Source organism: Nocardia sp. BMG111209 (assembly GCF_000381925.1).
Taxonomy (GTDB): Bacteria; Actinomycetota; Actinomycetes; order Mycobacteriales; family Mycobacteriaceae; genus Nocardia.
Window position 1 is genome coordinate 3,887,611 of the sequence record NZ_KB907307.1, and the last position, 21,253, is coordinate 3,908,863.

The 21,253-nt window shown below is 70.8% G+C and carries 20 protein-coding genes; 12 read left to right on the plus strand and 8 right to left on the minus strand.

Features of this window, described 5'->3' with window-relative positions; genetic code table 11:
• Positions 1 to 2 precede the first annotated feature (2 nt).
• The 7 genes from G361_RS0117865 to G361_RS0117895 all read right to left on the minus strand — a co-directional run bounded on the left by G361_RS0117865 (position 3) and on the right by G361_RS0117895 (position 7,037).
• Positions 3 to 1,136, minus strand: coding sequence for a bifunctional 2-methylcitrate synthase/citrate synthase (locus tag G361_RS0117865; protein WP_019928471.1), 1,134 nt, complete (start codon positions 1,134 to 1,136; stop codon positions 3 to 5).
• A complete protein-coding gene (prpB, locus tag G361_RS0117870) occupies positions 1,136 to 2,050 on the minus strand; it encodes a methylisocitrate lyase (protein WP_019928472.1) in 915 nt (304 codons plus the stop codon). The genes G361_RS0117865 and prpB (G361_RS0117870) overlap by 1 nt, the downstream gene beginning before the upstream one ends.
• Positions 2,047 to 3,552, minus strand: coding sequence for a 2-methylcitrate dehydratase PrpD (gene prpD, locus G361_RS0117875; RefSeq protein WP_019928473.1), 1,506 nt, complete (start codon positions 3,550 to 3,552; stop codon positions 2,047 to 2,049). The genes prpB (G361_RS0117870) and prpD overlap by 4 nt, the downstream gene beginning before the upstream one ends.
• 146 nt (positions 3,553 to 3,698) lie before the next feature.
• Entirely contained in the window at positions 3,699 to 4,613 is a 915-nt protein-coding gene (gene prpB / locus G361_RS0117880; RefSeq protein ID WP_019928474.1) for a methylisocitrate lyase, read from the minus strand.
• A 119-nt stretch (positions 4,614 to 4,732) separates the two neighbouring features.
• On the minus strand, positions 4,733 to 5,569 hold the full coding sequence (locus tag G361_RS0117885) for an SDR family oxidoreductase (protein ID WP_019928475.1): 837 nt from the start codon (positions 5,567 to 5,569) through the stop codon (positions 4,733 to 4,735).
• Between the two features lie 49 nt (positions 5,570 to 5,618).
• Complete coding sequence (locus tag G361_RS0117890; RefSeq protein ID WP_019928476.1) at positions 5,619 to 6,185, minus strand: TetR family transcriptional regulator; 567 nt, start codon at positions 6,183 to 6,185, stop codon at positions 5,619 to 5,621.
• A 24-nt stretch (positions 6,186 to 6,209) separates the two neighbouring features.
• A complete protein-coding gene (locus tag G361_RS0117895; RefSeq protein WP_019928477.1) occupies positions 6,210 to 7,037 on the minus strand; it encodes a MerR family transcriptional regulator in 828 nt (275 codons plus the stop codon).
• Between the two features lie 126 nt (positions 7,038 to 7,163).
• Here G361_RS0117895 and G361_RS0117900 point away from each other — a divergent pair, with 126 nt between their 5' ends.
• Positions 7,164 to 7,571 (plus strand): hypothetical protein, encoded by a 408-nt coding sequence (locus tag G361_RS0117900; protein ID WP_019928478.1) that lies wholly within the window; start codon positions 7,164 to 7,166, stop codon positions 7,569 to 7,571.
• A gap of 36 nt (positions 7,572 to 7,607) precedes the next feature.
• Here G361_RS0117900 and G361_RS0117905 read toward each other — a convergent pair whose 3' ends face one another.
• Positions 7,608 to 8,114 (minus strand): flavin reductase family protein, encoded by a 507-nt coding sequence (locus G361_RS0117905; protein ID WP_036495190.1) that lies wholly within the window; start codon positions 8,112 to 8,114, stop codon positions 7,608 to 7,610.
• A gap of 147 nt (positions 8,115 to 8,261) precedes the next feature.
• Between G361_RS0117905 and G361_RS0117910 the strand changes: the two genes are divergently transcribed.
• From G361_RS0117910 to G361_RS0117965, 11 genes are all read left to right on the plus strand, one after another.
• Complete coding sequence (locus G361_RS0117910) at positions 8,262 to 9,293, plus strand: hypothetical protein (protein ID WP_019928480.1); 1,032 nt, start codon at positions 8,262 to 8,264, stop codon at positions 9,291 to 9,293.
• 11 nt (positions 9,294 to 9,304) lie between these two features.
• Entirely contained in the window at positions 9,305 to 9,583 is a 279-nt protein-coding gene (locus tag G361_RS43965; protein ID WP_019928481.1) for a hypothetical protein, read from the plus strand.
• A 136-nt stretch (positions 9,584 to 9,719) separates the two neighbouring features.
• Positions 9,720 to 10,394 carry a PhoU domain-containing protein gene (locus G361_RS0117920; RefSeq protein ID WP_019928482.1) on the plus strand — a complete coding sequence of 225 codons (675 nt, stop codon included), beginning with the start codon at positions 9,720 to 9,722 and terminating at the stop codon, positions 10,392 to 10,394.
• A 246-nt stretch (positions 10,395 to 10,640) separates the two neighbouring features.
• A complete protein-coding gene (locus G361_RS43970) occupies positions 10,641 to 13,010 on the plus strand; it encodes an AAA family ATPase (RefSeq protein ID WP_019928484.1) in 2,370 nt (789 codons plus the stop codon).
• A 101-nt stretch (positions 13,011 to 13,111) separates the two neighbouring features.
• Positions 13,112 to 14,314, plus strand: a complete 1,203-nt coding sequence (gene xylA / locus G361_RS0117935; RefSeq protein ID WP_019928485.1) for a xylose isomerase — start codon at positions 13,112 to 13,114, stop codon at positions 14,312 to 14,314.
• Between the two features lie 5 nt (positions 14,315 to 14,319).
• Entirely contained in the window at positions 14,320 to 15,711 is a 1,392-nt protein-coding gene (gene xylB, locus G361_RS0117940; RefSeq protein ID WP_026343175.1) for a xylulokinase, read from the plus strand.
• Positions 15,708 to 16,871 (plus strand): ROK family protein, encoded by a 1,164-nt coding sequence (locus tag G361_RS43975; protein WP_019928487.1) that lies wholly within the window; start codon positions 15,708 to 15,710, stop codon positions 16,869 to 16,871. Before xylB ends, G361_RS43975 begins: the two co-directional genes overlap by 4 nt.
• 191 nt (positions 16,872 to 17,062) lie before the next feature.
• Positions 17,063 to 17,962: an NAD(P)-dependent oxidoreductase gene (locus tag G361_RS0117950; protein WP_019928488.1), complete on the plus strand. Its 900-nt coding sequence runs from the start codon at positions 17,063 to 17,065 to the stop codon at positions 17,960 to 17,962.
• Positions 17,962 to 19,080, plus strand: coding sequence for a PrpF domain-containing protein (locus tag G361_RS43980; protein WP_019928489.1), 1,119 nt, complete (start codon positions 17,962 to 17,964; stop codon positions 19,078 to 19,080). The genes G361_RS0117950 and G361_RS43980 overlap by 1 nt, the downstream gene beginning before the upstream one ends.
• Positions 19,077 to 19,787, plus strand: a complete 711-nt coding sequence (locus tag G361_RS0117960; protein WP_019928490.1) for a GntR family transcriptional regulator — start codon at positions 19,077 to 19,079, stop codon at positions 19,785 to 19,787. Before G361_RS43980 ends, G361_RS0117960 begins: the two co-directional genes overlap by 4 nt.
• A complete protein-coding gene (locus G361_RS0117965) occupies positions 19,784 to 21,253 on the plus strand; it encodes an aldehyde dehydrogenase (RefSeq protein ID WP_019928491.1) in 1,470 nt (489 codons plus the stop codon). Before G361_RS0117960 ends, G361_RS0117965 begins: the two co-directional genes overlap by 4 nt.

Consider the following 21,253-nt stretch of genomic DNA (forward strand, 5'->3'; position numbering starts at 1 on the left):
GATCAAGCGACGACAGAACGCTGTGGCACGCCCACATATTCGCTCAGGGGACGGATCAGCGCATTGGATTCGCCCTGTTCGATGATGTGAGCGGTCCAGCCGGTGATCCGGCTCATCACGAAAATCGGGGTGAAGACCTCGATGTCGAACCCGAGCAAATAATAAGCCGGACCGGTCGGGAAGTCGAGGTTCGGCCTGATACCGGTGGCCTCGTTCATGGTGCGCTCGAGTATGTCGTACATGCGCACCCACTTCTGCCCGCCGGTGGCGACGGCGATGTCCTGGAACGCCTTTCGCATGGTCGGCACCCGGGAGTCGCCGTTCTTGTAGACCCGGTGGCCGAAGCCCATCACCTTCTGCCGCCCGGCCAGCTTGTCGCGCATCCACGCCCCGGCCAGCTCGGGATCGCCGATCTCGAGCATGTCGTGCATGACCGCCTCGTTGGCGCCGCCGTGCAGCGGGCCCTTGAGCGCGCCGATGGCCGCGGTGACCGCGCTGTAGATGTCCGACAGCGTCGAGGTGACCACGCGGGCGGCGAAGGTGGAGGCGTTGAAACTGTGCTCCGCGTACAGGATCAGCGAGACCTCGAAGGCCTTCACCAGTTCCGGCGCCGGCACCGTGCCGAAGCACATGTTGAGGAAGTTCTCCGCGAATCCCATGTGCGAGTGCGGCGCAATGGGTTCCAGGCCGTGCCGGCGGCGGTGGTCGGCGGCGACGATGGTCGGCAGCACCGCCATCATCCGAAGGGCCTTGGCGCGGTTGGCCTTCGCGGAGTTGTCGTCCTCGAGCGGATCCTCGGCGCCGAGGAAGCTCACGGCCGTGCGCACGACGTCCATCGGATGGCAGGTGTCGGGCAGCTTCGCGATCAGCGACAGCAGCGACCGGTCGGCGCGCCGCGAGGCCCGCTCCTGCTGGGCGAAGCGCTCCAGCTGGATGCCGGTGGGCAGTTCGCCGTACCAGAGCAGATAGGCGACCTGTTCGAAGCCGCAGTGCGCGGCCAGATCCTGCACCGCGTAGCCCCGATAGGTCAGGGAGTTGGTCTCCGGCACCACCTTCGAGACGGCGGTGGTGTCGACGACCACACCGGCGAGACCCTTGTAGATCGTGGGCACCGCGGTACCCGCTGTCTCGGCCATCACTGATTCCTTCCGAGGCTGAAATCGAATATGCCGGAATCGAACTCGTTGTACCGCTCGTACTGCAGCAGCTCGTACAGGCGGCTGCGGGTCTGCATCCGGTCGAGCAGACCGGATTGCGTTCCCCGCTCGTGGATCTCGCGCAGCCCGGTCTCCGCCGCCCACATCGCCAGGCGCAGCGTCGTCACCGGGTAGATGACCGCGTTGTAGCCGATCGACTCGAGTGTGCCGGCCGGGATCAGCTCGGACTTGCCGAACTCGGTCATGTTGGCCAGCAACGGAATCGGCACCGCCGCACGGAACTTCTCGAAGTCGGGCACGGTGTGCAGCGCCTCGGTGAAGATGAGGTCCGCACCGGCCTCGGCGTACGCCAGGGCCCGTGCGACGGCGGCGTCGATCCCCTCGATACCGGCCGCGTCGGTGCGCGCGCAGATCACGAAATTCGGGTCCCGCCGCGCGGATACGGCCGCACGCACGCGGCGCACCATCTCCTCGGTCGGCACCACGGCCTTCCCGTCCAGGTGACCGCACCGCTTCGGATTCACCTGATCCTCCAGGTGCAGACCGGCGAGCCCCGCATCCTCGAGCAGCGTCACCGTGCGCGCCGCGCTCATCGGCTCACCGAAGCCGGTATCGGCGTCTATCAGTACCGGCAGATCGGTGACCCGCGCGATCTGACCACCGCGCTGGGTGACCTCGGTGAGCGTGGTCAGGCCGATATCGGGCAGCGCCAGATCGGCGGACAACACAGCCCCGGAGACGTACACACCCTCGAAGCCGATCTCCTGGATCAGCCTGGCCACCAACGGATCGAACGCGCCGGGGAACCGCTGGATCGTGCCCGACGCCAGCCCCGCCCGGAAGGCGGCGCGCTTGTCGGCGGCGGGGGTGGCGGCGGCGAGCAGACCGGTCATCGGAACAGTCCCTTCGGCAGTTGCGGTGCGCGAGCGAGCACCTCGTCGGACACGGTGAAGGTGAGCTGTCGCAGCTCGTCGGCCGACAGTTCCGCGGTGCGCTGGGCCACATCCAGGAAGCGGTCCTGTTCGGCGGGCTCGACGACACCCTCGGCGAGGGTGCGGAACTTCGCGAGATACCGGTCCCGGGCGAACGGCCGGGCGCCGAGCGGATGCGCGTCGGCGACCGCGAGTTCGTCCACGATCACCTCGCCGCTGCGCAGCGTGACCTCGGCGCGCGCGCCGAAGGCCTTCTCGTTCGGATCGGTCGAGTGGTACCGGCGGGTCCACTCCGGATCCTCCGCGGTGCGGATCTTGCGCCACAGCTCGACGGTGTCGGGCCGCTGCGCGCGCTCCGGCGCGTAGGACCGCTCGTGATGCCAGGCGCCGTCCTGCAACGCGACCGCGAAGATGTACATGACCGAGTGGTCCAGGGTTTCGCGGGAGGCGTGCGGATCGACCTTCTGCGGATCGCCCGAGCCGGTGCCGATCACCACGTGGGTGTGGTGGCTGGTGTGCAGCACGATCGACGCGATCTCGTCGAGGTTGCCGATCCGTTCGCGCATCCGGCGGGCCAGGTCGATCGGGGCCTGGCTCTGGTATTCGGCCGAATGCTCCTTGGTGTACGAATCGAGGATCGCGCGCTTGGGCTCGCCGGGTCCGGGCAGCGGCACCGAGTACTCCGCCTCCGGGCCGCCGAGCAGCCATGCGATCACGCCGTCCTCGCCCTCCCAGATGGGAGCCGGCGCACCCTCGCCCCGCAGCGCGCGGTCCACGGCCTCGACGGCCATCTTCCCCGCGAAGGCGGGGGCGTACGCCTTCCAGCTGGAGATCTGCCCCTTGCGGGACTGCCGGGTGGCGGTGGTGGTGTGCAGCGCCTGGCCGACGGCCTGATAGATCGTCTCGGTGGGCAGCCCGAGCAGGGTGCCGATACCGGCGGCCGCGGACGGCCCCAAGTGGGCGACATGGTCGATCTTGTGCTCGTGCAGGCAGATCGCACGCACCAGATCGATCTGGATCTCGTAACCCGTTGCGAGACCGCGGATCAGGTCGCGGCCGGAGCGTCCGGCATGCTGCGCGACGGCCAGGATCGGCGGGATGTTGTCACCAGGATGGGAGTACTCGGCGGCGAGGAAGGTGTCGTGGAAGTCCAACTCGCGCACCGCGACTCCGTTGGCCCATGCCGCCCACTCCGGCGAGTACGCGCCGCCGGCCCCGAAGACCGTCGAGCCCGGCTCGTACGGATGCCCCAGCGCCTGCGCGCGGGCATTGGCCACCGGCCGCCGCGCGATCGAGGCCGCCGCGACCGCCGCGTTGTCGATGATCCGGTTGACGATCATCTCCGCCGTTTCCGGGGCCACCGCCACGGGGTCCGCGGCGACCTCGGCGATCTGCCAGGCGAGGTGCTCCTCGCGCGGAAAGTCCGCCGCGGAACGATGGGTACGGACGAGATGATTCTTCACGGTCGCACAACCTCCAGGCCTCATTTGTCACCGGTATATTTCGCACGCTACACAGCGCTCGATACCGGGAAAACCCGACGCAGATGCCTAATTTTGCGGAACGCAACCAGGGATATTGTAAAAGTTGTGAAATCGGCCGGTGGTCGTCACCGATTCCGGTCGATACCGGAATCGAAGATGTCCGAGTCGAATCGGGTGTACCGGTCGTACTGCAACAGCTCGGACAGGCGGTCGGCAGGCTGGATCCGGTCGAGCAGACCGGATTGCGTTCCCCGCTCGTGGATCTCGCGCAGTCCGGCCTCGGCGGCCCACAGCGCCAGCCGCAGCGTGGTCAGCGGCCAGATCACCGCGTTGTAGCCGATGGATTCGAGTGTGGCGGCCGGGATCAGTTCCGACTTGCCGAACTCGGTCATGTTGGCCAGCAACGGAATCGGCACCGCCGCGCGGAACCGCTCGAACTCCGCCACGGTACGCAGCGCCTCGACGAAGATGACGTCCGCACCGGCGTCGACGTAGGCCAGGGCCCGTTCGACGGCGGCGTCGAACCCTTCGACATCGGCGGCGTCGGTGCGCGCGCAGATCACGAAATTCGGGTCGCGGCGCGCGGATACGGCCGCACGCACCCGCCGCACCATCTCGGCGGTGGGCACCACGGACTTCCCGTCGAGGTGTCCGCACCGCTTCGGATTGACCTGATCCTCGAGATGACAACCGGCGATCCCCGCATCCTCAAGCAGGGTCACCGTACGAGCGGCGCTCATCGGCTCACCGAAGCCGGTATCGGCGTCGATCAGCACCGGCAGATCGGTGACCCGCGCGATCTGACCACCACGCTGCGCGACCTCGGTGAGTGTCGTGAGCCCGATGTCGGGCAGTCCCAGATCCGCGGACAGCATCGCCCCGGAGACGTACACGCCCTCGAAGCCGATCTCCTGGATCACCGTGGCCACCAACGGATTGAACGCGCCGGGCAATCGCTGGATCCGGCCCGAGGTGAGTCCCGCCCGGAAGGCGGCGCGTTTGTCGGCGGCGGAGGTGGCGGCGGCGAGCAGACCGGTCATCGGAACGAAACCCTTCGGCGTATGTGGGCTCGGGCGAGCCTCCCGTCGGATTCGATCACGCTTCGAGCGGACCTGTGGCACTTCACGACCCGGTGCGGACACCGGACCTCACGACCGCCTCAGCGGAAGTCCGCCGCGTGGTCGCGGGCCCAGTCGGCGAAAGGTGTTGCGGGACGGCCCAAGATCTCGGCGGTGGCGTCGGCCCCCAGTTCGGCCGGCAGCGCGGGAACCGTGCCCCCGTTCTGCAACAAGCGGTCGACCAGCGGTTCCGGCAGCTGGGTGAGCTGTTCGGCGCGGTAGGTCTCGCGGTCGACCTGCTCCAGCCGCACCGGCTCACCGAGCGCGGCGGCGATGGCCGCCACCTGTTCGCGGATCGTGATCGGGCCGGGCCCGAGAACCAGTGGCGCCGTACCGCGATACGTGTCGTCCAGCAGCGCCCGCACCGCGACCTCGGCGATATCGCGTTCGTGCACCGGGGAACTGGTCGCGTCGGGAAAGGCGGTGCGCAGCAGCCGATCCGTGCGGATGGACTGCCAGCGCAGGGTATTCGTCGCGAAATAGCCCGGCCGGACGAAGGTGTGGTCCAGGCCCGCCTCGTCGAGGGCGCGCTCGACCACCGCGTGCCGCATCGCGATCGGATTCGCCGCGGCGTCCCGCCACACCACCGAACTGGACGACAACAGGACCACGTGGCCGACACCCGCTTTCCGCGCCGCCGCCGCGACATCGGCCGCCGCCTCCGGATGCGCGTAGAGGAACACCTTGCCGACCCCGGCCAGCGCGTCCGGCAGGGAGGCCGGATCGGTGAGATCGGCCCGCACGACCTCGACGGCCGCCGGGAAATCCGCCGAGCGCGGATCGCGGCTGGACACCCGCACCGGCTGCCCCGCCGCCAGCAGTTGCGCCAGAACCGCGCCGCCCACCTGTCCGCGCGCACCGGTCACCAGAATCGTCATGGCAGAACCCCTTTCGAGAGAGTGTCGTATTCGGTTGTCCGCCGGGCGGTTACGTGCACCCCGGCGGAACCAGTCCACGCAGCAGCAGGGTGCACACCGCGTCGAGTTCGGCATCGATCTCCGGCGCCTGCCAGTCCGCGGTGTGCGCCGGATGATGGAAACGCGTGGTGGCGTCGAAGACCGCGCGAGCGGTCGCGTCCGGATCACCGGCGGCGAAGACGCCACGGTCCGCGCCGTCGGCGAGGATGCCGCGCAGTTGACCCAGCAGGTCCGCCACATGTTCGGCGGCCACGCCGCTCTGCTCGGCGGCCAGCATGCCGTAGGCGGCGTACAGCTCCGGATCGTCCCGGGCCTTCGCCCGCTTGGCGGCGAGCACCGCGGCGAGCCAGTCCCGCAGTCGCTGCTCCGGTGGGACCGCCGGATCGGCGGCGAGCGCGGCCAGACGGTCCCGATCGCGGCTCAGCCAGCGCCGCGTCACGGCCTCACGCAGCGCCACCTTCGACGGAAAATGCTTGTAGACAGCGGTGTGACTGACCCCCAGCGCACGAGCCACATCGACCACCGTCGCCTTGGCGGGCCCGTGCCGGCGCAGCACCTCCTCGGTCGTGGCGAGCAATAGCCACCTGTGTCGCGGAGTCCGCTACCGCGCCGCGCCACCGGTCCGGAAGACCGGCCAGCCGATCTCGGTCCGCCACTGCGCCGGGTCGGCCGTATCCCGCGCGCCGACGAGGTAGTACTCGCGGATCGGCCCCGGAACGCCGAGGGTGTGGCGAGCGACGTACGCACCGAGCGCGGCATAGGTGCGATCGGCCCCGTCCGGCCCGCCGGGATGGGTCGCCACCGCCAGTTCGACGGCGGGAACGGTGGCCGCCCGCACCCGCCCCACGGCCCGCACCGGCCCGCGGCAGGGCACGAAGACCGTGGCCTCGCCCCGATGTTCGGTGAACACCTCGTCGGCGTACAGCCCACCAGCGGGACCGCTCACGGCCGCCCCCTGTGCGGCCACGATCGCGTACAACTCACCCAGCGCGCCCTGCAACCACGCGACACTGTCGGCGGCGTCGACGATCTCGGTGATCGCGGCCGCGGATACCTCCGGCACGGAACGCAATTCGATCGCGCGATCGTCGGATGCGCCGGCCGCCAGCAGATCCCGTAGTTCGTCGACGGCCCGCTGGGTGCGGCCGAGTTGCTCGCGCAGGCGGTCCAGATGTGCGCCGATGCGCTCGTTGCGGGATCCCGGGTCGGCGGCCAGCACCGCCTGGATCTCCTCCAGCGGCATGTCGAGCCGGCGGAACCGCCGCACCACCTGGGCCACCGCCAACTGGTCGGCGCGGTACCGGCGATAGCCCGTGTGCGGATCCACATCGGCGGGGACCAGCAGCCCGATCCGGTGATAGTGCCGCAGCGTCTTGACGGTGAGATGGCTGGCGCGGGAGAAATCACCGATCGACAGATACGCGGTCATGCGCCTCATTCTCGGCTCTCCCCCGACGGGAGAGTCCCGCGCGACATCCGGCTTGACCGTCCCGCCGGGGCAGCACCGACGGTGGTGACAGCGGCCCACCGGGGGCCGTGGAGAGGACCGATCACCATGACCAGCACCACCGCGACACCGCACCGCACCGACGACGCCGGGCTCGCCGACCGCTACACCGCGGTCTGGAACGAGCCCGACGCCGCGGCGCGCCGCCGGATCGTCGGCGAACTCTGGGCCGAGGACGGCACGGAGTACGTCGAGGGCGCCCGGTTCACCGGACTCGACGAACTCGATGCCCGCGTCGCCCACGCGTACGGCGAATTCGTCGGCAGCGGAACCTATCTCGCCACACATGCCGGCGACGTCACGCGCCACGGCGACATCGTCACCTTCACCGTCCAGCTGGTCGTCCCCGGCACTGGCGAAATCGGCTGGGCTGCACGGGTATTCCTGCTCCTCGGGTCCGCGGGCCGGATCGTGGCGGACTACCAGCTGACCGTCCGTCCGCTGGTCACCGCGTAACCGCCACGGGCCCATCGGCTCCGATGCGGTAGCGGTTCAGGCCTGATGGCCCGGAGTCACCGCCGAGACGGCGTGGTAGTGCAGGGCCGGCGAATCGGCCGCCGGTTCCTGCCCCGCCGTGGGCCGCAGGAGGAAGCCCACGTGATCGCCGAAATCGTCGCGCCGCAGGATCTCCGCGGCGAACCAGCCGATGGCGGTGGTGAGGATCGGCAGCTCGTGCGGCCCCTCCTGCCAGTCGCAGTGCTCGAATTTGTCCATCTCCGAACCGGTTTCGGCGCCGAACAGCTGCGCCAGCGCCACCGACTCCGCACCGGCCAGATGGACTGCCAGATGCGTCGCCCGCTGCGCCACGCGGTAGGTGTGGTTCCGCTTGGACAGGCAGGCGAGGAATCGCCGCGGCTCGATACTGGCCTGGGTCCCGAATCCGACCAGGCATCCGGCGCGATGCCCGTCGGCGACGGTGGTGACGATCCACATCGCCTCGTCGGCCCCCGCGATCACCCGATCGAAGGCACGGTTCGTATCGAGAGCACTGCTCGGCATCAGCATCCTCCGGTACCCGGGACGGCGGCACAGCCCGTCCAGAGTACTCAGCGCGGCCCGATTTCCGCCGCCGTGGCGGACGGGTGTCCGCCGAACCGTGACGGCCCGGCGATGATTGCCGCACCGGTCCGTGGGTAGCCGATATTCGTGCCCGACCCGACCTTGCGAGAACTGGCCGACCACGAGGGACCCTTCGCGTCGGTCTACGTCGACAACACCCACGACACCGACAACGCGGCCGCGCAACAGCGGCTACGCCGCCGGGCCGTCCGTGCCGAATTGTCCGAAAAGGGCGCTACGCCCGCAATTCTCGACGCCGTCGACGACGCGCTCGCCGCGGCCACGCCGGGACGCTGCGGCCGGGCGATCATCACCGATCGCCGATCCGTGGTGATCGCCGAGACGCTGCGCACGCCACCGCCGCAGCCGGTGGTCCGGCTGTCCCCGCTGCCCTATCTGCTCCCGCTGCTGGCCCTGCGCGAACCGGTCGTCCCGTACGTGGTCGCGGTGGTCGACCGGTCCGGCGCCGACCTCAGCGGCGTCGACATGGACGGGCACCGGCTGACCCGGACCGTGGCGGGCGACGACCGTCCGGCGCGAGCGGCCGGCCCGGCGCAGTACGACATCGCGGCCACCGCGCGCGAGGTGACCCGGCTCGCCGACCGGGCCAGGGCATCCCTGGTCCTGGTGGCCGGTGACGTGACCACGCGGGCCGCGGTGTGCGAGGCGATCGCGCCCCGGAACCGGCGCGTCGTCCAACTCGGCGCCGGATCGCGCGCGGCCGGATCGAACGCCCCGGATCTGGACGAGGAGATCCACCGCATGCTGCACGAGGACGCCGACCGGCGGCGCCGGGCCCTGGCGGATCTGTTCGACAGCGAACTCCACCGCCCGGACGGCCTCGCCGAGGAGGGTGTCTCCGGTATCAGCGCCGCACTCCGGGCGGCCAATGTCGACACCCTGCTCGTCGACGCGGCCGCGCTCGGCGATCGCACGGTGCGCGTCGGCCGCGATCCGACCCAGGTGCGACCCGCCGATCGGGCACACGACCACACCTGGCAGCGGCGCGCCGACGAGGCCCTGCCGCTGGCCGCCCTGGCCGCCCGCGCGGAGGTGGTGACCTGCACCGGCGGCTACGCGCCGGCCGACGGTGTGGGTGCACTGTTGCGACACGGGTGAGGAGGACTCCGATGGAACGAGGACATACCGGCCACGATCCGGAGCGGGACCCCGGCACCCCCGCCGGCGACGCCCGGGTGACCTCGATCCGGCCGGAATTCACGCGCACGGCGGTGCCGGATGCCGAGGGATCCGCGGACCCGGAACTCGACCCGGATGCCGGCCGTCCGGTTCCGAATCCGTTGTCGGCGGCCCCGATTCGCACCGGCGAACCGGCGGATGCCGCCGAGCGGCGGCCCGTACCCGATTCGGCACCGCAACCGCCCGAATCGGATTCGCCGCCGCGATAGGTGATCCCGCGCCTGGGAACATTTCCACCCCGATCGAACCCGTTGACCAGCAACGATCTTCGCCGGAGGCCGGGACTTCGAGGCGGATTGCGCTCGATGACCGGGCGCGGACCGGCGCGGTGAGTTTGAATGGGGTGTGCGGACCCGATATCACGAGAATCTCCAGGAACTCGCCGAATTACTGCATGCGATGTGCCTGCGGGATCGTGATGTCGTCGCGGCCGCCACCGAGGCGCTGCTGTCCGCCGACCTGCTCGGGTCCGAGTCCGCGATCGATCTGGGCCGGGAGGTCGAGATCATGCATCAGGAGGCCGAGCGGGAATCGGTCCGCCTGCTCACCCTCCAGTCCCCGGTGGCCGGGGAGCTGCGGCAGGTGGTCACCGCGATCCAGCTCACCGGCAATCTGAAACGCATGGCCGCCCTCGCCACCCACATCGCGGCCGCGGCCCGGCGCCGCCATCCCGAATTCGTGGTCCCGGAACCGGCGCGCCCGGTCATCGCCGCACTCGGCGCCGCCGCCGTCTCGATCGCCGGCAGCGCCGCCGCCGCGCTGGCCTCCGGCGATCCGGGCGCCGCCGCGGGCCTGGACCAGCAGGACGACCAGGTCGACCACCTGCACGAACGCCTGCTGGCCACCGTCCTCCACCCGGACTGGTCCTACGGGATCACCACCGCGGTCGACATCACCCTGCTGGGCCGCTACTACGAACGCTTCGCCGACAACGCCGTGGAGGTCGGCCGCCGCACCATCTTCCTCACCACCGGCGAGACCGCCGACCAGTGGATCCCCCCGGACCGCACCGGTCCCTGAGCCGGTGCACGCGCGGCCCGGAACCCGCACGCGGCCAGCGCTTTCCGCGACCGTGGCCGATACCGGTGTCCTCTCCGGAACGGCGATCAGCGGACCGGTTCTCCGTCGCGCTCGGCGCGCGCACCCCGGCGCGGCAGCCGGTACCGCGCCGGGTGAGCCTGCGCACCGGGCCGGATCCGGACGATCGCGCGGTGACCGTGTCCCATTCGTACTCGAACCCACCTGCTCGGGACTATCGTGGCAGCGATGGTTGAGTCCGCGCCTTCGGTCATCGATCGCACCCGCTTGCTGGACGCTCTCCGCGCGGCAGGTGGGCGCCGGTTGATTCTCATCCACGGTCCGGCCGGATTCGGCAAGACCACACTGGCCGCGCAGTGGGCCCGTGAGCTGCGCAGTACCGGCACACCCGTGGCCTGGCTGACGGTCGGCCCGGACGACGACAACGTGGTCTGGTTCCTCACCCACCTGGTCGAGGCGGTCCGCCGGGTGCGCCCGGAGCTGGCCCGCCGGGAACTCGGCGCGCTGCTGGAGGAGCGCGCCTCCGATCCCCGGTCCGTCCTGTCGGCGCTGATCGAGGAGATCCACGCCACCGGCCGCCCGATCGCGCTGGTCCTCGACGACTGGCATCGCGTCGAGGGCCGCGACACGCGCGCGGTGGTCGCCCATCTGCTGGAGCACGGCTGCCGGCATCTGCAGCTCGTGGTGACCGCGCGCGGCCGCACCGGACTGTCGCTGAGCAGCCTGTCGGCCGACCGCGAGTTGTTCGAGATCGACACCGCCGCATTGCGTTTCGATGCGCGGGAGGCCTCCGCATTCCTGGTCGGGGCCAGCGAACTGCCGCTGGGCGCCGAGGAGGTCACCCGGGTGTGGGCCTCCACCGAGGGCTGGCCCGCGGGTCTGCGCCTGGCGCAGCTGTCGCTGTCCGGCTGCGAGGATCCGGCCCCCTTCATCGACAATCTCAGCGGCCGTCAGCACGTGATCGGCGAATATCTCACCGAGAACGTGCTCGACTCGCTGGATCCGGCGCTGCTGGACTTCCTCATGGCCACCTCGCTGCCCACCCGGATCTGCGCCGGGCTGGCCGCCGCGCTGTCGGGCCGCACCGACAGTCAGGCGATGCTGGAGCAGATCGCGGACCGGAATCTGTTCCTGCACAGGATGGATGGGGACGGTGGCTGGTTCCGCTACCACCGGCTGTTCGCCGATCATCTGCAACGCCGGCTGAGCTACTGGGATCCGGATCGGGTGCGCGGCCTGCACCTGTGCGCCTCCGACTGGCTGGCCCGGCACGGCCTGCTCACCGAGGCGGTGGATCACGCGCTCGCGGCCCCCGAACCGGAACGCGCGGTGGATCTGGTCGAATCCCAGTCGGTACATCTGGTCAACAGCTCGCGGATGGCCACGATGCTCGGGCTCATGGCCAAACTCCCGGTGCCACTGACGGAATCGCGGCCGCGGCTGCAATTGTGCGTGGCGTGGGCGAACTGCGGACTGAACAACACCGCGTCGGTGCAGGCCGCGGTCCGCCGCGCCTATGCCGCGATCGAGGACGGCGACCTCACCCCCACCCAGGAGACCGAATACCGGGTGGAGGCCGAATTGGTCACGGCCACCGAACAACTGCACGCCGATCAGCTCGAGGAGCCACCGAAGCTGTTACCCGGGCACATCGACCATCTGCCGAATCCCGTTCTGGCCCTGGCGGTCGCGGGAATCTCCGCCGCCGCCGCGCTGAACCGCTTCGACTACGCCGGTGTCCGGCAATGGCATTCGGCCGCGGTGCGATACGCACGCGAACTGCCGGCCTTCGCGCTGGTGCACAGCAACTGCATCGCGGGCATGGCCGCCTTCGAGGAACTCGACATCGCCGCCGCCGCAACATTTCTGACCCACGCCGCGGCCGTACCCGATGCGGATTCCGAGGCCGCGACCCATGCCGCCGCGCTGGCGGGGGCCCTGCTGGGCGACCTGCGCTACGCGCAGGGCCGGCTCGCCGAGGCCGACGAACTGCTGACCGCCGCCACCGCCGGACCCCGCAGGGTCGTCAGCGCCGATGTGATGCTCGCCGCCTACGGCACCGCCGCCCGCGTCGCGGCGCTGCGCGGCGACCGCGACCGGGCGATCGGGCTGCTCGACGCCGGTGAACGCACCGCGCGCGACGGCGCGTTGCCGCGCCTGGCCGCGCGGATCACCAACGAACGCGTCCGGCTCGGCCTGCCGCTCGCCGAGCATGTCCGGTCCGCGCTGGGGCGGCAACCGGCGAATCCGGCCCAGCCGGTCCGGGTCCGGGCGGCCGTCGTGGAAGCCGATCGGGACTCCGCGATCCGCCTGCTGCTGGCCGAGGGCTCCCCCTCCGCCACCACCGTCGCCTGCGAACACGCCCGGAACCTGGTGCGCGACATCGACTCCCATCCCCGCCCCCGCGATCTCGCCGCCGCCCGGCTGCTGCACGCGTGCTGCCTGTGGGCCCTCGGCGACCGGCGCGCCGCCCGGACGGCCGCTGCCCCGGCCCTGGACGCCTATCGCCGCCACGGCCTGCTCCGGCTCGCCCGGGACGCGGGCCCCGGCATCACCGAGGTCATCGCGGATCTGGAACGGAATCCCCTGCCGCACTGAACCGCCGGGCCACCGGCGACCGGGCCGGAACGATGTTCCGCATCCCGGTCGTTGTGCTCGGCGCCACACCGCAGTAGAGTCGGCCGTAATTAGTGCAGTGAATGAACAAATTGGTGGTGGAGATGGTCGAGCCCACGCGTGCGGACAAATTCTCGTTCGGGTTGTGGACGGTCGGGTGGCAGGCCCGTGACCCGTTCGGCGACCCGACCCGGCCGGAACTGGATCCGGTGGAGGCGGTACACCGCCTCGCCGAACTCGGCGCCTACGGCATCACGTTCCACGACGACGACGTGTTCCCCCTGGCCGCCACCGAGGCCGAACGCGGCCGCCGCGTCGAACGGCTGCGCAAGGCCCTGGCCGAGACCGGCCTGCGGGTGCCGATGGTGACCACCAACCTGTTCACCCATCCGGTGTTCAAGGACGGCGGCTTCACCAGCAACGACCGCTCGGTGCGCCGGTTCGCGCTGCGCAAGGTGCTGCGCAACGTCGAACTCGCCGCCGAACTGGGTGCGCAGACCTACGTGCTGTGGGGCGGCCGCGAGGGCTCGGAATACGACACCGCGAAAGACGTTCGGGCGGCGCTGGATCGATACCGCGAGGCACTGAACCTGTTGACCCGCTTCGTGATCGACCGCGGCTACGATCTGCGGTTCGCGATCGAGCCGAAGCCGAACGAACCCCGCGGCGATATCCTGCTGCCGACCGTGGGCCACGCGCTGGCCTTCATCTCGGCACTCGAGCATCCGGACCTCGTGGGGGTCAACCCGGAGGTCGGCCACGAGCAGATGGCCGGCTTGAACTTCGCGCACGGCATCGCGCAGGCCCTGTGGCAGGGCAAACTGTTCCACATCGACCTCAACGGCCAGCGCGGTATCAAATTCGACCAGGACCTGGTCTTCGGCCACGGCGACCTGATGAACGCCTTCGCCCTGGTCGACCTGCTGGAGAACGGCGGCCCCGGCGGCGCCCCCGCCTACGACGGCCCGCGCCATTTCGACTACAAACCCTCACGCACCGAGGACATCTCGGGAGTGTGGCAGTCGGCGGCGGCGAATATGCGCACCTATCTGCTGCTGAAGCAGCGCACGGCCGCCTTCCGCGCCGATCCCGAAGTGCGACAAGCACTCTCGGACGCCGGCGTACCCGATCTGGCCCGGCCCACCCTGGATCCCGGCGAGAGCTACGACACCGTCCTCGCCGACCCGGCCCTGGCGGACTTCGACGCCGACGCGGCCGGTGCGCGCGGCTACGGTTTCGTCCGGCTGAACCAGCTCGCACTCGAGCACCTGCTCGGCGCGCGGTAGCCGCCGTGCCCCTCGTCGCGGGAGTCGATTCCTCGACCCAGTCGTGCAAGGTCGTGATCCGGGACGCGGAGACCGGCACGCTGGTGCGCACCGGCCGCGCCGACCACCCACCGGGCACCGAGGTGCACCCGCACCGATGGTGGGACGCTCTGCAACGCGCCGTCGACGAGGCAGGCGGCTGGGCCGACGTCGCCGCCGCGAGCGTCGCCGGCCAGCAACACGGCATGGTGTGCCTCGACGAGTCCGGTGAGGTGGTGCGGGACGCGTTGTTGTGGAACGACACCCGCTCGGCGGCGGCCGCCGCCGAACTGGTCGCCGCACTCGGGCCCGACACCTGGGCCCGGCGCCTCGGGGTGGTCCCGGTGGCGTCGTTCACGATCACCAAACTGCGCTGGCTCGCCGCACACGAGCCGGACCACGCCGCCCGCACCGCCGCGGTCTGCCTGCCGCACGACTGGCTGACCTGGCGGCTGCGCGGCGGCGGCGACCCGGCCGAGCTGACCACCGACCGTTCCGACGCCTCGGGCACCGGCTACTTCGACGCGGCAACCGGACGGTACTGCCCCGACCTGATCGAATTGGCCTGCGGCCGCAGCGATCTGCTGCTACCGCGAATCCTCGGCCCCGCCGAATCGATCACCGCACCGTCGGGCCTGCGCCTCGGGGCAGGCGCCGGCGACAACGCCGCCGCACACCTCGGCCTGGCCGCCGGCCCGGATGTCGTAGTCTCCCTGGGCACATCGGGCGTCGTCGCGGCCACCACCACCCACCGCCCCGCGGACCCCTCCGGCACGGTCGCCGGATTCGCCGACGCCACCGACAAATACCTGCCGCTGGCCTGCACCCTGAACGCGGCCCGCGTCCTCACCACCACCGCGGCCATGCTCGGCGTGGACCTCGACCGCTTCAGCGACCTGGCCCTCGCGGCCCCGCCCGGCGCCGAGGGCGTGACCCTCGTGCCCTATCTGGAAGGTGAACGCACACCCAACCTCCCGGACGCCACCGGCGCCCTGCACGGCCTCACCCTCACCAACGCCACCCCCGCCAACGTGGCCCGCGCCGCCGTCGAGGGCATGCTGTGCGGACTGGCCGCCGGACTGGAAGCCCTTGCCGCACACGGTGTCCCACTGACGGCCGTCCGCCTGATCGGCGGCGCCGCCGCCATGCCCGCGGTAGCCGCGGTGGCCCCGACGATCTTCGGTGTCCCGGTACGGATTCCGGCCCCGGGCGAATACGTCGCCGACGGCGCCGCCCGCCAGGCCGCCTGGACCCTGACCGGCGGCGACCGACCACCGGCCTGGCCGGCCGCGACACCGGACCGCCTGATCGAAGCCCCCGCGATCCCCGCCGTCCGCCACCGCTACGCCGAAGCGGCCCAACGGTATCTACCCCGATGACCACCCCACCGGCCCCGGTCCACCTGCAACAGATCCGCCGCGCCAACCTGCGCTCCCTGCTCCTGGCACTGGTCACCGCCCCCGGCTCCCGAGCCGACCTCGCCACCCGCACCGGCCTGACCAAGGCGACGGTCGCCACCCTGGCGGAACCCCTACTGCGACAACGGATCCTGCTGGAAACCGAACCACAGTCCACCGGCCCCGGCCGCCCCTCCCGCCCCCTGAAATTCCACCCCGAGGCACCGGTGGCCGTCGGTGCGGAGATCAACGTCACCCACCTGGCCGCCACCGTCCGAACCCTCGACGGCCGGACACTGGCCCACCACCGCGCCGAGATCGACAACCGCCCCCGCACCGCCGAGGACATCGTCGCCGACACCGCCGACCTGATCCGAACGGTCCTGCCGGACAACGCGAGACTGCTCGGAATCGGCCTCGCGGTACCCGGAACCGTGCACGACGCGACGGTGACCCGCGCCCCGAACATCCCGGCACTCACCGGAATCCGAGTCGCCGAACACCTGGCCACCCGACTGGCGACCGACGAGATCCTGCTCGACAACGAGGCGAACCTCGCCGCCTTCGCCCACCTGTGGCCCGGCCCCGCCGCCACCCCCGACTTCGCCTACGTCTCGGGCGATATCGGCGTCGGCTCCGGACTCGTCCTCGGCCACGAGTTGTTCCGCGGCGCAACCGGATTCGCCGGCGAACTCGGCCACGTCGTCATCGACCGCGACGGCCGCCCCTGCAACTGCGGCGGCCGCGGCTGCGTAGAGCAGTACGCGGGCCTGGCGCCGATCCTCGACGCCGCAGGACACCCCTCCCTCGACTCCCTGATCACCGCACTGACCGACAGCGACCCCCGAGCCTGCACCGCCGTCACCGACGCCGGCACCGCCCTCGGCACCGCCCTGTCCTCGCTCCTGAACCTCGTCGACGTCTCGGCAATCATCCTCGGCGGCACCTACGCCCGCCTGGCCGAACACCTCGAACCCGCGATCCGCGCAGAGCTACGCACCCGCGTCCTGTCCGCCCGCCACCGCCACATCACCGTCTCCCCCTCCCCGATCGACCCGGACGCCGCCGCCATCGGCGCCGCCGGCCTGATCACCCACCGAGCCTGCCGGCAACCCGAACGCCTGGAACACTTCACCGGCTGAACCCGGCGCGAACGTCGATCACCACAACTCACCGAGGCCGATCCGGAGCGGTACGCCGACTCTCTGTCGCCTGTAGACAGGCGACACCTGTAATGCTTACTATCCTTGCAAGCATTGACCGGACAATGAGTGTCCGAGAGAGGCAGGCGATTCGCCGTGTCCGTCAGGACCTTCACCCTCGGGAGTGCCGTATGACCGGCACGGATCCCGCAACCCTCGGTTTTCTCGGGCTCGGCGTCATGGGCTCGGCCGAATGTCTGCATCTGGTGCGCAAGTCCGGGCGGCCGGTCGTGGTGTTCGACCCGAATCCGGACGGTACCGCCGCGCTGGTGGCGGCGGGGGCGATGGCGGCCGGGTCGGTCGGTGAGGTCGCGGCCGCGGCGGATGTCGTATTCCTGTCGCTGCCCGGTGGGCGCGAGGTGTCCTCGGTGCTCTACGACGCGGGCGGGATCGCCGACCGTGCGCGGCCGGGAACCCTGGTGGTCGATCTGTCCACCACGCCGGTCGATCTCGCTCGTGCGGCGCACGAGCGACTTGCCCTGCGGCAGTGCGGATTTCTCGATGCTCCGGTGGCCCGTACCCGCAAGGCGGCGGTCGCCGGGACGCTCGCGATCATGGTGGGTGGTACGGCCGAGAACTTCGCGCGGGCCGAGCCGCTGCTGCGGATGATGGGTACCGATGTCACGCACTGCGGGGCGGCCGGTGCCGGTGCGCTGCTGAAACTGGTCAACAACACCGTGGTCTTCGAGACCGTGGTGGCGCTCGCCGAGGCGGTCACGCTGGCGCGGCGCAGTGGGCTGGTCAGCGATCAGGTGTTGTTCGATGTGCTCGGCGCCGGGTCGGCGGGCAGTTTCGCGCTCGAGAATCACGGGCGGTCGGCGCTGTTGCCGGATGTGCATCCGACCGGGATCTTCCCGGCGGCCTATATGCGCAAGGACGTGGGGTACACCCTCGAGCTCGCGGCCGAACTCGGCGTGGAGCTGCCGGCCGCCACGCTCGCGCATTCCCTGCTGGATCGGTTGTGCGACGAGGGTTTCGCCGACAATTACCACACCGCCGTGGTGCGGCTGCTCGACAGGACCGGAAACTGATGTCCGGCAACGGCATTCCCGCGGTACTGATGCGCGGTGGCACCAGTAAGGGTGTCTTCCTGCACGCTCGCGATCTGCCGCCGGCCGGACCCGAGCGGGACGCGCTGGTGCTGGATCTGCTGGGCAGTCCGGATCCGATGCAGATCGACGGACTCGGCGGAACCTATTCCAGCACCAGCAAGGTCATGGTGGTGGACCTCGAAGCCGATGGCACGGTGGCGTATTGGTTCGGGCAGGTCGGGATCGACACCCCGACGGTGGACTGGAAGGGCAACTGCGGCAACCTGACCACCGCGGTCGCGGCCTTCGCGGTGGACGAGGGGCTGGTGCCCGCGGTCGAGCCGGTCACGCGGGTGCGAATGATCAACGGCAACACCGGTGTCCGGATCGACGCCGAGGTGCCGGTGCGCGACGGTCACGCCCGCGTCGACGGCGAGCAGCGGGTCGCGGGTGTCCCCCGTCCGGGTGCGCCGATCGCCACGCACTATCTGAATCCCGGTGGGGCGGTGACCGGTCGGCTGCTGCCGACCGGCCGCGCGCGGGATGTGGTCGAGTTGCCGGACGGCCCGCTGGAGTTGTCGCTGGTGGACGTGACCACCGCGTACGTCTTCGTGCGGGCCGCGGATCTCGGCGTGGTTCCGCACGCGCGGACCGTCGCGGAGTGGAATGCCGATCGGGACCTGTTGCACCGCATCGAGACTGCCCGTGAGGCGGCGGCGCAGCTGCTGGGGGTCGTCGAGAAGGCTTCCGACGCGGCGGAACTGTCGCCGGTCGTCCCGCGCATCGTGCTCGTCGGGCCGCCCTCGCCGGCGGCGGACCTGGAGGTGGTCGCGGTGTCCATGGGTGCGGTGCATCGCGCGGCGCCGATGACCGCCGCGCTGTGCCTGGCCGCCGCGGTGCGGCTGCCCGGCACGCTCCCCCGCGAATACGCCCGGGTACCCACCGGCGCGTTGCGGATCGGGCATCCGCTGGGCACGGTCGACGTCCTCGCCGAGGTGCGTACCGGCAGTGCGGGCACACCCGAGGTCGCCTCGGTCGGCGTGGTCCGCACCGCTCGCCGTCTCATGAAAGGCGTTGCCTATCCGGCTGTTCCGGCCGGGGAAGGTGCGCCGCGATGACCTCGGACCGGCAATCCCGCGGCCCACTACCGAATTTCGACAGTTCGGTGTTCCGGCCGCGCCGCCTCGCCGAGGAGGTGGTGCCGCTGCTGCGCCAGTCGATCCTGTCCGGAACCTTCGCTCCCGGAGAGCGATTGAACGAGGTCGAACTCGCCGCGCAGCTCAACATCAGCCGCCCCCCGATCCGGGAAGCGTTGCAGGCCTTGATCGGTGAGGGACTGGTCCGCACGGTCGCGGGGCGCGGCACCTTCGTCGCGAGCTTCGACCTCGAGACGGTCGGACATCTCGCCGAGGTGCGCCGGGCGCTGGAATGCGCCGCCGCCGGGCTGGCCGCGGTCCGCGCCGGGGACGCCGCACTCGACGAGCTGGAGAAGTTCCTGGCCCGCACCGGCGACGCGCTCGGCGACGCGGCCCGCCCCTACCCGCGCGATCTGGATTTCCATCAGCAGATCCTCGAGATGAGCGGCAATCCGAAACTGGTCGACACCGCGCGTGCGGTGACGACCCAGCTGCAACTGGCCCGTGCCCGATCCGGTGGTGTACCCGGCCGCGCTCGGACCGCCTACGCCGAACACCACCGGATCTACCGGGCGCTGCGCGACCGCGACCCCGAGGCCGCGGCCGCCGCCATGGCCGACCATCTGGACGCCGCGCAGGCGCACGTCCGGCAGCTGCTGCACGACCGAGACAGCGAGGAATCGAGATGAAACACGCGGCCATGATCATCGACGGCAAGCCCGCCGAGGCAGCCGCCACCCGCGAGGCGATCAATCCGTACACCGGCCGGGCCTGGGCGACCATCCCCGACGCCTCCGCCGCCGACGTCGGCACGGCGGTCGCCGCGGCGGACCGCGCCTTCCGCGAAAACTGGCGTCGCACACCGGGAGTCGAGCGAGCCCGGCTGATGCACGCGCTCGCCGACGCGCTGGTGGCCGAGGCGGAGCCGATGGCCACGATGGAATCCACCGACAACGGCAAGATCATTCGCGAGACGAGCAGCCAGATGCTGTTCGCCGCACGGAATCTGCGTTTCTTCGCCGGGTACGCCGACAAGCTCTACGGCCGGACCATCCCGCTGGACAACCCGAGCGTGTTCGACTACACCCGCCGCCGTCCGTTCGGCGTGGCCGCGCTCATCACCGCCTGGAATTCGCCGATCGGCCTGCTGGCCAACAAACTTCCGCCCGCGCTGGCCACCGGCAACACCGTGGTGATCAAGCCCTCCGAACACGCCTCGGTGACCACCTGCGAACTGGCCCGGCTGGCCTGCGAGGTGGGCTTCCCGCCCGGCGTGATCAACGTGGTCACCGGCGGCCCGGCGGCCGGTGAGGCGCTGATCACCGATCCGGCGGTCGCCAAGATCAGTTTCACCGGCGGCAGCGCCACCGGCATCCACATCGCGGAAACCGCGGCGCGACGGCTGGTTCCGGTCACCCTCGAGCTCGGCGGCAAGTCACCGAACATCATCTTCGACGACGCCGACCTGGATCGCGCGATCGTCGGCGCGGTGTCGGGGATCTTCGCCGCCGCCGGGCAGACCTGTGTGGCCGGATCCCGGCTGCTCGTGCACCGGCCGGTCTACGAGCGGGTGGTCACGGCCATCGCCGAGCGGGCGGCGGCCATCCGGCTCGGCGATCCGCTCGATCCCGCCACCGAGATGGGCCCGGTCGCGAACGAGCCGCAGTACCAGCGGATTCTGGGCCTGATCGAGGCCGCCCGCGCCGAGGGCGCGGTCCTCGTGGCCGGCGGTGGCCGCGCCGAGGGTCCGGGCCTGGCCGACGGATTGTTCATCGCCCCCACGGTTTTCGCGGATGTGCGGCCGGATATGCGGATCGCCGCGGAGGAGGTGTTCGGCCCGGTCCTGTCGGTCATCCCGTTCGAGGACGAGGACGAGGCGGTGCGCATCGCCAACGGCGTCGAATACGGTCTGGCGGCGGCGGTCTGGAGCCGAAACATCGATCGCGTGTACCGCGTGGTGGATCAGCTCGAGGTGGGCTCGGTGTGGGTCAACACCTATCGCAGCACCGCCGCGCAGGCGCCGTTCGGCGGCGTGAAACGCAGCGGCTACGGCCGCGAACGCGGCGAGGACGCACTCGCCGAATACACCTACACCCAGAACGTGATGACCGACTGGTCCGGCGCCGCCCGGGATCCGTTCGTCATCCGGACGTGA

What these genes read in the sequence shown, in the direction of transcription:
- prpB (WP_019928474.1), bottom strand. Translation starts at nt 4,613, where the DNA reads ATGACCGGTCTGCTCGCCGCCGCCACCTCCGCCGCCGACAAACGCGCC.
- G361_RS0117900 (WP_019928478.1), top strand. Translation starts at nt 7,164, where the DNA reads ATGACCAGCACCACCGCGACACCGCACCGCACCGACGACGCCGGGCTC.
- prpB (WP_019928472.1), bottom strand. Translation starts at nt 2,050, where the DNA reads ATGACCGGTCTGCTCGCCGCCGCCACCCCCGCCGCCGACAAGCGCGCC.
- G361_RS0117965 (WP_019928491.1), top strand. Translation starts at nt 19,784, where the DNA reads ATGAAACACGCGGCCATGATCATCGACGGCAAGCCCGCCGAGGCAGCC.
- G361_RS43980 (WP_019928489.1), top strand. Translation starts at nt 17,962, where the DNA reads ATGTCCGGCAACGGCATTCCCGCGGTACTGATGCGCGGTGGCACCAGT.
- G361_RS0117895 (WP_019928477.1), bottom strand. Translation starts at nt 7,037, where the DNA reads ATGACCGCGTATCTGTCGATCGGTGATTTCTCCCGCGCCAGCCATCTC.
- G361_RS0117950 (WP_019928488.1), top strand. Translation starts at nt 17,063, where the DNA reads ATGACCGGCACGGATCCCGCAACCCTCGGTTTTCTCGGGCTCGGCGTC.
- G361_RS43970 (WP_019928484.1), top strand. Translation starts at nt 10,641, where the DNA reads ATGGTTGAGTCCGCGCCTTCGGTCATCGATCGCACCCGCTTGCTGGAC.
- G361_RS0117885 (WP_019928475.1), bottom strand. Translation starts at nt 5,569, where the DNA reads ATGACGATTCTGGTGACCGGTGCGCGCGGACAGGTGGGCGGCGCGGTT.
- xylA (WP_019928485.1), top strand. Translation starts at nt 13,112, where the DNA reads ATGAACAAATTGGTGGTGGAGATGGTCGAGCCCACGCGTGCGGACAAA.
- G361_RS0117960 (WP_019928490.1), top strand. Translation starts at nt 19,077, where the DNA reads ATGACCTCGGACCGGCAATCCCGCGGCCCACTACCGAATTTCGACAGT.
- G361_RS43965 (WP_019928481.1), top strand. Translation starts at nt 9,305, where the DNA reads ATGGAACGAGGACATACCGGCCACGATCCGGAGCGGGACCCCGGCACC.
- G361_RS0117865 (WP_019928471.1), bottom strand. Translation starts at nt 1,136, where the DNA reads ATGGCCGAGACAGCGGGTACCGCGGTGCCCACGATCTACAAGGGTCTC.
- G361_RS43975 (WP_019928487.1), top strand. Translation starts at nt 15,708, where the DNA reads ATGACCACCCCACCGGCCCCGGTCCACCTGCAACAGATCCGCCGCGCC.
- G361_RS0117905 (WP_036495190.1), bottom strand. Translation starts at nt 8,114, where the DNA reads ATGCCGAGCAGTGCTCTCGATACGAACCGTGCCTTCGATCGGGTGATC.